This is a genomic window from Mesorhizobium sp. M2A.F.Ca.ET.067.02.1.1, assembly GCF_004023285.1.
Classification (GTDB): domain Bacteria; phylum Pseudomonadota; class Alphaproteobacteria; order Rhizobiales; family Rhizobiaceae; genus Mesorhizobium.
In genome coordinates, this window is sequence record NZ_RZSB01000087.1 from 1 (window position 1) to 12,303 (window position 12,303).

Annotated in this window: 12 protein-coding genes; all 12 read left to right on the forward strand. The window is 63.9% G+C overall.

Annotation, left to right across the window (positions count from 1 at the left end; genetic code table 11):
- Positions 1-393 (forward strand): protease inhibitor Inh/omp19 family protein (locus EOA28_RS09775; RefSeq protein WP_128314855.1); only part of this gene is annotated, 393 nt, incomplete at its 5' end.
- A 189-nt stretch (positions 394-582) separates the two neighbouring features.
- Complete coding sequence (zapE, locus tag EOA28_RS09780; RefSeq protein ID WP_127253628.1) at positions 583-1,782, forward strand: cell division protein ZapE; 1,200 nt, start codon at positions 583-585, stop codon at positions 1,780-1,782.
- Positions 1,783-2,099: 317 nt separating this feature from the next.
- A complete protein-coding gene (mdh, locus tag EOA28_RS09785) occupies positions 2,100-3,068 on the forward strand; it encodes a malate dehydrogenase (RefSeq protein WP_112128699.1) in 969 nt (322 codons plus the stop codon).
- Positions 3,069-3,109: 41 nt separating this feature from the next.
- Entirely contained in the window at positions 3,110-4,303 is a 1,194-nt protein-coding gene (sucC, locus tag EOA28_RS09790; protein ID WP_127253627.1) for an ADP-forming succinate--CoA ligase subunit beta, read from the forward strand.
- 5 nt (positions 4,304-4,308) lie between these two features.
- Positions 4,309-4,680, forward strand: coding sequence for a cupin domain-containing protein (locus EOA28_RS09795; RefSeq protein ID WP_127253626.1), 372 nt, complete (start codon positions 4,309-4,311; stop codon positions 4,678-4,680).
- A 12-nt stretch (positions 4,681-4,692) separates the two neighbouring features.
- On the forward strand, positions 4,693-4,971 hold the full coding sequence (locus EOA28_RS09800; RefSeq protein ID WP_127253625.1) for a hypothetical protein: 279 nt from the start codon (positions 4,693-4,695) through the stop codon (positions 4,969-4,971).
- Between the two features lie 44 nt (positions 4,972-5,015).
- Positions 5,016-5,918, forward strand: a complete 903-nt coding sequence (gene sucD, locus EOA28_RS09805) for a succinate--CoA ligase subunit alpha (RefSeq protein ID WP_127386289.1) — start codon at positions 5,016-5,018, stop codon at positions 5,916-5,918.
- A gap of 140 nt (positions 5,919-6,058) precedes the next feature.
- Positions 6,059-9,046 carry a 2-oxoglutarate dehydrogenase E1 component gene (locus EOA28_RS09810; RefSeq protein ID WP_128314856.1) on the forward strand — a complete coding sequence of 996 codons (2,988 nt, stop codon included), beginning with the start codon at positions 6,059-6,061 and terminating at the stop codon, positions 9,044-9,046.
- 44 nt (positions 9,047-9,090) lie between these two features.
- On the forward strand, positions 9,091-10,365 hold the full coding sequence (gene odhB, locus EOA28_RS09815) for a 2-oxoglutarate dehydrogenase complex dihydrolipoyllysine-residue succinyltransferase (protein ID WP_127253520.1): 1,275 nt from the start codon (positions 9,091-9,093) through the stop codon (positions 10,363-10,365).
- Between the two features lie 11 nt (positions 10,366-10,376).
- Positions 10,377-10,958, forward strand: a complete 582-nt coding sequence (locus EOA28_RS09820; RefSeq protein WP_127253521.1) for a hypothetical protein — start codon at positions 10,377-10,379, stop codon at positions 10,956-10,958.
- 62 nt (positions 10,959-11,020) lie between these two features.
- A complete protein-coding gene (locus EOA28_RS09825; RefSeq protein ID WP_245463418.1) occupies positions 11,021-11,479 on the forward strand; it encodes a hypothetical protein in 459 nt (152 codons plus the stop codon).
- Positions 11,476-12,231, forward strand: coding sequence for an SDR family oxidoreductase (locus tag EOA28_RS09830; protein WP_127253523.1), 756 nt, complete (start codon positions 11,476-11,478; stop codon positions 12,229-12,231). Before EOA28_RS09825 ends, EOA28_RS09830 begins: the two co-directional genes overlap by 4 nt.
- The last annotated feature ends 72 nt before the right edge of the window (positions 12,232-12,303 follow it).

Consider the following 12,303-nt stretch of genomic DNA (forward strand, 5'->3'; position numbering starts at 1 on the left):
CTGCCGCCGCCGGCCGCTCCCGGCCCCCCCGATCCGTCGCAATTCCCGACCGCGCCGAACAACACCCAAGTCGCTTCGCGGCCGTCGGACGGCACGGCGCCCGCCGGCGCCACCGATCTCACCGCGGCCAGCGTCGCCGGCGTGTGGAACGTCAATGTCTCCGGGCAGAGCTGCAAGGTGGCAACGCCGCAGACCAAGTTCGGCGCCGGCTACCGCGCCGGTCCGCTGCACTGCCCGGCGCCGATCGATGGCATCAAGTCGTGGAACGTCGCCGGCAAGCAGCTGACGCTCTACGATGAAAATGGCGGCTCGCTGGCCAGGCTCTATTCGTCAGGCGGCGAAAAGTTCGACGGCCAGACTTCCAATGGGCAGCCCATCTCGCTTGCAAGGTAGGCTATGCCGATATTCAGGTGAGGCCGGCCTGCGAATGGCGGCTTCCTGTGCTTCCGGTGCTCACGTACTTAAAGTACGCTCCGCTCCGGTTCTCGGAACCCACCCTTCTCGACTCGGCCTGACCTGAATCTCAACGTAGCCTGGCGGCGTCTCCTCAGAGCATTCTGCTCAAAGTAAATGATGTGAACCATGCACCTGCGTGACGGCCTCCAGACCCACGCGACCGTCAGGCAGCGCTACGACCATCTCGTCCAGAGCGGCGCTGTCGAGCGCGATCCGGCGCAGGAGCATATCGTCGCCGCGCTCGACCGGCTGATCGACGAGATCTCGGCCAAACGACTGGCGCAGAAATCGAGCGCGCTGGGCTGGCTGTTCGCGGCCAAGCGGCAGCCGCGCGAGCCCGTCAAAGGCCTCTACATCCATGGCAGCGTCGGTCGCGGCAAGACCATGCTGATGGACATGTTCTTCGAGCTCTTGCCGGTCCGCCGCAAACGCCGCGTGCATTTCAACGACTTCATGGCCGATGTGCAGGACCGGATCCAAAAACACCGGCAGGCGCGCAAGGAAGGCACGGTCAAGGAAGACGATCCGATCCCGCCGGTCGCCCGGGCGCTCGCCGATGAAGCGTGGGTGCTGTGCTTCGACGAGTTCTCCGTCACCGACATCGCCGACGCCATGATCCTGTCGCGCCTGTTCTCGGCGCTGTTCGCCAATGGCGTGGTGCTGGTCGCCACCTCCAACGTGGCGCCGGAGAACCTTTACCGTGACGGATTGAACCGCCAGCTCTTTCTGCCGTTCATCTCGCTGATCGAGCGCAATGCCCATGTGATGACGCTCGATGCCGACAAGGACTACCGGCAAGAAAAGCTCAACCGGCAGCCGGTCTATGTCACGCCGGACGACGCCGCGGCCGAGCGTGCGCTGGACGAGGCCTGGCAGGCGATGACGCATGGCCAGCCGACCGGCGAGGCGACGCTGACGCTGAAAGGCCGCCAGCTCGTCGTCCCGCGCGCCGCCGGGGACGCGGCGCGCTTTTCCTTCGCCGACCTTTGCGAAAAGCCGCTCGGCGCGCGCGACTACCTGGCCATCGCCGGCCGTTTCTCGACGGTCTTTATCGACCATGTGCCGGTGCTGGGGGAAGGCAAGCGCAACGAGGCCAAGCGTTTCATCCTTTTGATCGACACGCTCTACGACCACCATATGCGGCTGGTGATGAGCGCCGCTGCGCCGCCGGAAGGGCTCTACACGGCCAAACGCGGCACGGAAGTGTTCGAATTCGAACGCACTGCCTCACGCCTGGTCGAAATGCAGAGCCGCGACTGGCTGGAAGGCTGGGCGGAACGGCGGGAGGCGGCGCCGGTGGCGAAGGCAAGGCAGGCGCAGGTGTAGCTACAGCCGGCCATCGCAGCGCTGTCCCGCCAGCGTCAGAAACCAAGCCATCAATTCACAAGGGCGTCATCGCCGGGATGAAGCCTTCTGATTTCCACGTTCATTGTGTAAATTCTCGTCAGTCGGCTCAGTAACTTTGACGTTTACGTAATTCCCGAAGCATCTAACCGATTGAAAATACTGGGATCAAAATAATCGTTTGAATTTTTCTTTGGCCGGCGCTAATGGGTGCGGCGAAATCTCGCGGCCTCCCGCATCCTTTCGGCCTCCCCGGCCCCGTCACGGCACCGTCACAGACAAAGGGAAAACATCCTCACATGGCACGCAACAAGATAGCGCTCATCGGCTCGGGCATGATCGGCGGCACGCTCGCCCATATGATCGGCCTCAAGGATCTCGGCGACGTGGTGCTGTTCGATATCGCCGAGGGCATTCCGCAGGGCAAGGGCCTCGACATCGCGCAGTCTTCCCCCGTCGACGGTTTCGACTCCCGGCTGACCGGCGTCAACGACTATGCCGGCATCGAGGGCGCGGATGTCTGCATCGTCACCGCCGGCGTGCCGCGCAAGCCGGGCATGAGCCGCGACGACCTTCTTGGCATCAACCTCAAGGTGATGGAACAGGTCGGCGCGGGTCTCAAGAAATACGCGCCGAAGGCGTTCGTCATCTGCATCACCAACCCGCTCGACGCGATGGTCTGGGCGCTGCAGAAGTTCTCCGGCCTGCCGACCAGCCATGTCGTCGGCATGGCCGGCGTGCTCGACAGCGCCCGCTTCCGCTATTTCCTGGCCGAGGAGTTCAAGGTCTCGGTCGAGGACGTCACCGCTTTCGTGCTCGGCGGCCATGGCGACTCGATGGTGCCGATGATCCGCTATTCGACGGTCGCCGGCATCCCGCTGCCCGACCTCGTCAAGATGGGCTGGACCTCGAAGGAGAAGCTCGACCAGATCGTGCAGCGCACCCGTGACGGCGGCGCCGAGATCGTCGGCCTGTTGAAGACCGGCTCGGCCTATTACGCGCCGGCGGCCTCGGCGATCGCCATGGCCGAGTCCTATCTCAAGGACAAGAAGCGCGTGCTGCCCTGCGCCGCGCACCTTTCCGGCCAGTATGGCGTCAAGGGAACCTATGTCGGCGTTCCCGTGGTGATCGGCGCCGGCGGCGTCGAGCGCGTCATCGAGATCGACCTGTCGAAGGCCGAGCAGAAGATGTTCGACAATTCGGTCGCGGCCGTCCAGGGTCTGACCGAGGCCTGCACCAAGATCGCCCCGCATCTCGCCGGCAAGTAATCTCGCCGGCAAAGCAATCATCCTCCCCGGAGATCAAGCGCATGAACATCCATGAGTATCAGGCCAAGGCGCTGCTGAAGACGTTCGGCGCGCCGGTGGCAAGCGGCGTTCCGGTGTTCAAGGCAAGCGAGGCGGAGGCCGCCGCAAAGGCGCTGCCCGGCCCGCTTTATGTCGTGAAGAGCCAGATCCATGCCGGCGGCCGCGGCAAGGGCAAGTTCAAGGAACTCGGCCCCGACGCCAAGGGCGGCGTGCGGCTGGCGAAGTCGGCGGCCGAAGTGGTCGCCAACGCCAACGAGATGCTCGGCCACACGCTGGTCACCAAGCAGACCGGCCCGGCCGGCAAGCAGGTCAACCGCCTCTATATCGAGGATGGCGCCGATATCGCCCGCGAGCTGTATCTGTCGATCCTGGTCGACCGCTCGGTCGGCCGCATCGCCTTCGTCGTCTCGACCGAGGGCGGCATGGACATCGAGACGGTCGCGCATGACACGCCGGAAAAGATCGTCACCGTCGCCATCGACCCGGAAAAGGGCGTGACCGCCGACGACGTGAAGACGCTCAACGCCGCGCTGAAGCTCGACGGCGATGCCGCGAAGGACGGCGCGTCGCTGTTCCCGATCCTCTACAAGGCGTTCGTCGAGAAGGACATGAGCCTGCTTGAGGTCAATCCGCTGATCGTCATGAAGGACGGGCATCTGCGCGTGCTCGACGCGAAAGTGTCGTTCGACAACAACGCGCTTTTCCGCCACGCGGACGTGATGGAACTGCGCGACACCACCGAAGAGGACGAGAAGGAGATCGAGGCGTCCAAATACGACCTCGCTTATGTCGCGCTCGACGGCAATATCGGCTGCATGGTCAACGGCGCCGGCCTTGCCATGGCGACGATGGACATCATCAAGCTCTATGGCGCCGAGCCGGCTAACTTTCTGGACGTCGGCGGCGGCGCCTCCAAGGAGAAGGTCACCGCGGCGTTCAAGATCATCACCAAGGATCCGGCGGTCGAGGGCATCCTGATCAACATCTTCGGCGGCATCATGAAGTGCGACGTCATCGCCGAGGGCGTGATCGCCGCGGTCAAGGAAGTGGGGCTGAAAGTGCCGCTGGTCGTGCGCTTGGAAGGCACCAATGCCGAGCTCGGCAAGAAGATCATCAACGACAGCGGCCTGAATGTCGTCTCGGCCGACGATCTGGACGACGCGGCCAAGAAGATCGTCAAGGCGGTGAAGGGCTAAAGCGGATGCCTCCGCGCAAGATAAATCTGGTCGAGGCGGCGGATCAAAAAATCGCCAAGGTCTTCGATCCGCATATCGCCGGCGACGTCAACGACGCCCAGGCCAAGGTCGCCAAGTTCGGCGAGGTCTTCGATTGGCACGCGCATGACCATGAGGACGAGGCCTTCCTCGTGCTGCGCGGCAGGATCGCCATCGATTTCCGCGACGGGCCGGTCGAGCTCGGCGAGGGCGACTTCATCGTCGTGCCGCGCGGCGTCGAACACCGGCCGCGCTCGCTGACCCCGGAGCCCGTGGTGCTGATGTTCGAGCCGGCGACGACCTTGAACACCGGCAACGCCAAGAGTGATCTCACCGTCACCCACCTGAAGCGGCTATAGGGGACGGGCGTCATGGGTGACAACCAAACGGTCCAAATGACATTTGATCGAGAGACGATGGACATGCTGGCCGGGTGTGCGAAATGGCGCGGCGTTTCCATCGAAGAACTGGTCAAGGCTTATGTCCAGGACTGGCTCGACATCGATTTTCCCGAATCGCATGGCCGGCACACACGTCGAAGCATCCATCGGGACGGACCAATCACTCTCGACGAGCAAGCTCGTCAGCAAACTTCGCCGAACTGGCGGGACGAACTTGGTATCAACCGACTGCAACCCCGTTCCAAATAAGGCTGGCACATAGGCCTCCATAAATTCAAAGGATAGCCCCCGCGATGTCCATTCTCGTCGACAAGAATACCAAGGTGCTGGTGCAGGGTTTGACCGGCAAGACCGGCACGTTCCACACCGAGCAGGCGCTGGCCTATCACGGCACCAAGATGGTGGGCGGCATCCACCCGAAGAAGGGGGGCGAGACCTGGTCCGGCTCGAAGGGCGAAAGCCTGCCGATCTTCGCCACGGTGGCCGAGGGCAAGGCAAGGACCGGCGCCAACGCCTCGGTCATCTATGTGCCGCCGGCGGGCGCGGGCGAGGCCATCATCGAGGCGATCGAGGCAGAGATCCCGCTCATCGTCTGCATCACCGAAGGCATCCCGGTGATGGACATGGTCAAGGTCAAGGCGCGGCTCGACCGCTCCACTTCGCGGCTGATCGGCCCGAACTGCCCTGGCGTGCTGACGCCCGACGAGTGCAAGATCGGCATCATGCCCGGCAACATCTTCCGCAAGGGCTCGGTGGGCGTTGTTTCGCGCTCGGGAACACTTACCTATGAGGCAGTCTTCCAGACCACCAATGTCGGCCTCGGCCAGACAACGGCGGTTGGCATCGGCGGCGACCCGGTCAAGGGCACCGAATTCATTGATGTGCTGGAGATGTTCCTCGCCGACGACGAGACCAAGTCGATCATCATGATCGGCGAGATCGGCGGCTCGGCCGAGGAAGACGCCGCGCAGTTCCTCAAGGACGAAGCCAAGCGCGGCCGCAAGAAACCGATGGCGGGCTTCATCGCCGGGCGCACGGCGCCGGCCGGCCGCACCATGGGCCATGCGGGCGCGGTGATCTCGGGCGGCAAGGGCGGCGCGGAAGACAAGATCGCGGCGATGGAATCGGCCGGCATCAAGGTCTCGCCGTCGCCGGCCAGGCTCGGCACGACGCTGGTCGAGGCGATCAAGGGTTAAAGGCAGTAAGGGAGTAGGGCAGTAGGGGAGTAAGGGAATAGGAAGAACGGGACGCGCGGCGACAATTGCTGCTTTCCCTACTCCCCTACTGCCTTACTCCCCTCCAACTAAGGAGACGGAGCCAGGCTCCGCAGACGAAAATGGCAAGACAAGATCAGGCCAACGACCAATTCTCGCTCACCTCGTTCCTCTATGGCGGCAATGCCGACTATATCGACGCGCTCTACGCGGCCTATGAGGACAATCCGGCTTCGGTCGATCCGGAGTGGCAGGATTTCTTCGCGGCGCTGAAGGACGACGCGGGCGACGTCCGCAAGAACGCCAAGGGCGCCTCCTGGGCGAAGCCCTCCTGGCCGCTGACGGCCAATGGCGAGCTGGTCTCGGCGCTCGACGGCAATTGGGGCCTGGTCGAAAAGGCGATCGAGAAGAAGGTCAAGGACAAGGCGGTCGTCAACGGCGCCGTGCTTTCCGACGCCGACGTGCACCAGGCGACGCGCGATTCGGTGCGCGCCATCATGATGATCCGCGCCTACCGCATGCGCGGCCATCTGCACGCCAATCTCGATCCGCTCGGCATCGCCAAGCCGCTCGAGGACTACAACGAGCTGTCGCCGGAGAATTACGGCTTCAGCGAAGCCGATTACGACCGGCCGATCTTCCTCGACAATGTTCTGGGCCTGGAATTCGGCACCATCCGGCAGATGCTGGACATCCTGACCCGCACCTATTGCTCGACGCTCGGCGTGGAGTTCATGCACATCTCCGACCCGGAAGAGAAAGCCTGGATCCAGGCGCGCATCGAAGGCGCCGAAAAGGAGATCACCTTCACCGCCACTGGCAAGAAGGCGATCCTGTCGAAGCTGATCGAGGCCGAGGGTTTCGAGCAGTATATCGACGTCAAGTACAAGGGCACCAAGCGCTTCGGCCTCGACGGCGGCGAGTCGCTGATCCCGGCGCTGGAGCAGATCGTCAAGCGCGGCGGTCAGCTCGGCCTCAAGGAAATCGTGCTCGGCATGGCGCATCGCGGCCGCCTCAACGTGCTTTCCCAGGTGATGGCCAAGCCCCACCGCGCCATCTTCCACGAATTCAAGGGCGGCTCGGCCGCGCCCGACGAGGTCGAAGGCTCGGGTGACGTGAAGTACCATCTCGGCGCCTCGTCGGACCGCGAGTTCGACGGCAACAAGGTGCATCTGTCGCTGACCGCCAATCCCTCGCATCTGGAAATCGTCGACCCCGTCGTTATGGGCAAGGCGCGCGCCAAGCAGGACCAGCTTTCCGGCCGCGAGCGTGGCGAGGTCGTGCCGCTTTCGGAGCGCGCCAAGGTGATGCCGCTGCTTCTCCATGGCGACGCCGCCTTCGCCGGCCAGGGCGTGATCGCCGAGATCCTCGGCCTGTCGGGCCTGCGCGGCCACCGCGTCGCGGGCACGCTGCACGTGATCATCAACAACCAGATCGGCTTCACCACCAATCCGCGCTTCTCGCGCTCCTCGCCCTATCCGTCGGATGTGGCCAAGATGATTGAGGCCCCGATCTTCCACGTCAATGGCGACGATCCGGAAGCCGTGGTGCACGCCGCCAAGGTGGCGACCGAGTTCCGCATGAAGTTCCACAAGCCGGTGGTCGTGGACATGTTCTGCTATCGCCGCTTCGGCCACAATGAGGGGGACGAGCCGGCCTTCACCCAACCGATCATGTATCGCAACATCCGCACCCACAAGACGGTGGTGCAGATCTATGCCGACCGGCTGATCGCGGAGGGCCACGTCACCCAGGCCGAGGTCGACAAGATGCGGGCCGACTGGCGCGCGCATCTGGAAGCCGAGTGGGAAGTCGGCCAGAGCTACAAGCCGAACAAGGCCGACTGGCTGGACGGCGCGTGGTCCGGCCTGCGCACTGCTGACAATCAGGATGAACAACGGCGCGGCAAGACCGCCGTGCCGGTGCGCACGCTGAAGGAGATCGGTAAGAAGCTGACCGAGGTGCCGAAGGATTTCGAGGCGCACAAGACGATCCTGCGCTTCCTCGAGAACCGCCGCCAGGCAATCGAGTCCGGCGAAGGCATCGACTGGTCGACGGCGGAGGCGCTGGCCTTCGGCGCCATCCTGCTCGACGGCAACCCGATCCGGCTTTCCGGCCAGGATTCGGAGCGCGGCACCTTCTCGCAGCGCCATTCGGTGCTCTACGACCAGCGCGACGAGACCCGTTACATCCCGCTCAACAACCTGTCGGCGGCGCAGGCCGGCTACGAAGTCATCAACTCGATGCTGTCGGAAGAGGCGGTGCTGGGCTTCGAATATGGCTACAGCCTGGCCGAGCCGAAGGCGCTGACGCTCTGGGAGGCGCAGTTCGGCGATTTCGCCAACGGCGCCCAAGTGGTGTTCGACCAGTTCATCTCCTCGGGCGAGCGCAAGTGGCTGCGCATGTCTGGCCTCGTCTGCCTGTTGCCGCATGGCTATGAGGGCCAGGGGCCGGAGCACTCGTCGGCGCGGCTGGAGCGCTTCCTGCAGCTCTGCGCGGAAGACAACATGCAGGTCGCCAACGTCACCACGCCGGCTAATTATTTCCACATCCTGCGCCGGCAGTTGAAGCGCGACTTCCGCAAGCCGCTGATCCTGATGACGCCGAAGTCGCTGCTGCGCCACAAGCGGGCGGTGTCGACGCTGTCGGAGATTTCGGGCGAGAGCTCGTTCCACCGGCTGCTGTGGGACGATGCGCAGCTCTTGGCCGACCAGTCGATCAAGCTGGTCAAGGACTCCAAGATCCGCCGCGTCGTGCTGTGCTCGGGCAAGGTCTATTACGACCTCTATGAGGAGCGCGAGAAGCGCGGCATCAACGACATTTATCTGCTGCGCGTCGAACAGCTCTATCCGTTCCCGGCCAAGGCGCTGATCACCGAGCTGTCGCGTTTCCGCAATGCCGAGATGGTGTGGTGCCAGGAGGAGCCCAAGAATATGGGCGCCTGGTCGTTCATCGATCCCTATCTCGAATGGGTGCTGGCGCATATCGACGCCAAGCATCAGCGGGTGCGCTACACCGGGCGGCCGGCCTCGGCCTCGCCGGCAACCGGCCTGATGTCGAAGCATCTCAGCCAGCTCGCCGCGCTGCTCGACGACGCTCTCGGCGAATAACCGCACGAAACAGACCTCAAAAGACAAGAGAACGGACAGGCACAATGGCTACCGAAATCCGCGTCCCCACTCTGGGTGAATCCGTCACCGAGGCGACCGTTGGCAAGTGGTTCAAGAAGGTCGGCGACGCGATCGCCGCCGATGAGCCCCTGGTCGAGCTCGAAACCGACAAGGTGACGGTGGAAGTGCCTGCAGCGGGCGCCGGAACGCTGGCCGAGATCACCGTCAAGGAAGGCGAGACGGTCAATGTCGGGGCGCTGCTCGGCTCGATTTCAGCGGGCGGCGGTGCCCCGGCCACGAAGCCGCAGGCAGTGGCGCAGGCTTCCGGCCCGGATGCCGCGTCTTCGGTCAAGCAGGCCGCGGCCGAGACCGCCAAGATCGCTGGCGACAACGGTCCGATCGAGCCGCGCACCATGCCGCCGGCGCCGGCCGCGGCCAAGCTGATCGCGGAGCACAATCTCTCGGTCGACCAGCTGTCCGGCTCGGGCAAGCGCGGCCAGGTGCTGAAGGGCGACGTGCTCGATGCCATCGCCAAGGGCGCGCCGTCCCAGCCGGCCGAGACGCCGAAGGCGGCACCTGCGCCGGTCGTTGCCCGCGCGCCATCCTCGGCCGAGGATGCGCCGCGCGAGGAGCGCGTGCGCATGACCAAGCTGCGCCAGACCATTGCGCGCCGCTTGAAAGAAGCGCAGTCGACCGCAGCCATGCTCACCACCTTCAACGAGGTGGATATGAGCGCGGTGATGGCGCTGCGGGCCAAATACAAGGACGTGTTCGAGAAGAAGCACGGCGTGAAGCTCGGCTTCATGGGCTTCTTCACCAAGGCGGTGACGCATGCGCTGAAGGAAATCCCGGCGGTCAATGCCGAGATCGACGGCACCGACATCATCTACAAGAACTTCGCCCATGTCGGCGTCGCCGTCGGCACGGACAAGGGCCTGGTGGTGCCGGTGGTGCGCGACGCCGACCAGATGTCCATCGCCGAGATCGAGAAGGAGATCGGCCGGCTGGGTCTCGCCGCGCGCGACGGCAAGCTTTCGGTCGCGGACATGCAGGGCGGCACCTTCACCATCTCCAATGGCGGCGTCTACGGCTCGCTGATGTCGACGCCGATCCTCAATGCGCCGCAATCGGGCATTCTCGGCATGCACAAGATTCAGGATCGGCCGATGGTGGTCGGCGGCCAGATCGTCATCCGCCCGATGATGTATCTGGCGCTCAGCTACGATCACCGCATCGTCGACGGCAAGGAAGCGGTGACCTTCCTGGTGCGCGTCAAGGAAAGCCTGGAGGATCCCGAGCGGCTGGTGCTCGATCTCTAAGGTTTGGCGCTGTGGCTGAAACGGTCGAGCCGATCGATCTGTTCGAGCTTGTGATGACAGGCCGAGCAGGACCTGTCGAACTCGGCAAAAGCAGCCGTGAAACGGTCCGAGGCTTGATCGATCCGGAGGATGTGCGGGCGGACAATCACTATCGCCACGAGGACACCGAGTCGGCCTGGTGCATCTATGGTCGCAATTGCGAGTTTTTCTTCAGCCCCGATTTTCGTCTGAGATCGATTAGCGTCGAGCCCGTCTTCGGGAGATTGCAGCCCGGTGGAATGATGGCGACTTGGTACGGCGATCTCAACGTCGATGTGGGCCGGCATCCCGTGACGTTCGCAGGCACCAGCCCGATAGCCATACATACCTTGCCCAAGGCATTGCAGTTCCTGAACGAGGGCGACTTCAAATGGGCAATCGGTGGCGGCAGCGAGCGCGACGTCTATATTAAGCTGGCGGAGAGTTCTCGCGTCCTGACCCTCAAGTATGAGGTAAATGCAATACCGGTCGGCGGGAAGAACAGTGTTGCGTTTGAGATAGACTATTTTCTTTCGACGATTGTCATCCTCGATCAAGCTGTTCAGGGCGGATAGCAATGAGGATCCGCTCCCTCTTGACCGAAAGTCTTTCGACCGCGTCAATAGTGGCAGGCCTGATGATGGTTCCGTCCGCCGCCCAGGCCGCCTGCCCGATCCAGCTCGCCGTCTATGGCGAAGCGCAGAGCGGCGCCGAGATCGATTTCACCCCGGCTGGCAGCTCGGCGACGATCACCAATGCCTTCCGCATGATCCTCGACAACAATGTCGTGCTCGACGGCATCGCGATGTGGACAGAAGGATCGGCGGCGCGGCCGCATGGCTCGCTGATGTACAAATGCCCGACGGGTGATGTCACTGGCGAGGAGCTCGCCGCCTGCACCGTGTGGGAAGGCGTCATCTACAGCGCCGACGAGAAGGGCGGCGTCGGCCTGCTGCCGGCGGAGGGCGCCGATGCGCCGAAGAGCCTGATCTTCCCCGATCTTGGACCGTCGCTCGAAATGTCGGCCGCCTATGGCCCCGCCGGCTTTTCGAAAGTGCCGTGGGACATCTTCGTGCTGAAAGGCTGCCAGGAATGAGTGCCGAGAAAAAGACGCTGCTGGTCACCGGCGGCAGCCGAGGCATTGGCGCGGCCATCTGCCAGCAGGCGAACCGGGCCGGCTACCGGGTGGCAGTCAACTATGTCTCCAATCTGGCCGCGGCGGATGCGCTGGTCGCCGAGCTCAAGGCCGCTGGTGGCGACGCCTTCGCGGTGAAGGGCGATGTCGGCAACGAAGCCGATGTCATGGCCATGTTCGAAGCGATGGACCGGGCCTTCGGCCGGCTCGACGCTTTCGTCAACAATGCCGGCATCGTCGACGTCAAGGCGCGGGTCGACGAGATGAGTGCCAAGCGGCTGGAGCGCATGATGCGCATCAATGTCGTCGGCTCGTTCCTGTGTGCACGCGAGGCGGTGAAGCGCATGTCGACCCGGCATGGCGGCAAGGGCGGCGCCATCGTCAACATCTCCTCCGCCGCCGCCCGGCTGGGCTCGCCCGGCGAATATGTCGACTACGCCGCCTCCAAGGGCGCGATCGACACCATGACCATCGGGCTGGCGCGGGAGGTGGCGCTGGAAGGCATCCGCGTCAATGCGGTCAGCCCCGGCATCACCGAGACTGAAATCCATGCCTCTGGCGGGCAGCCGGATCGCGTGGCGCGGATGCAGGACCTGCTGCCGATGAAACGCGCCGGCACGGCCGATGAGGTCGCCAGCGCGGTTCTCTATCTTCTGTCGGACTCGGCCTCCTATATAACGGGCGCGATCCTCAATGTGAGCGGCGGCCGCTAAAGGCCGGATAAGAAGGGTTCTATCATGGCTTATGACGTCGTAATCATCGGATCGGGACCGGGCGGCTATGTC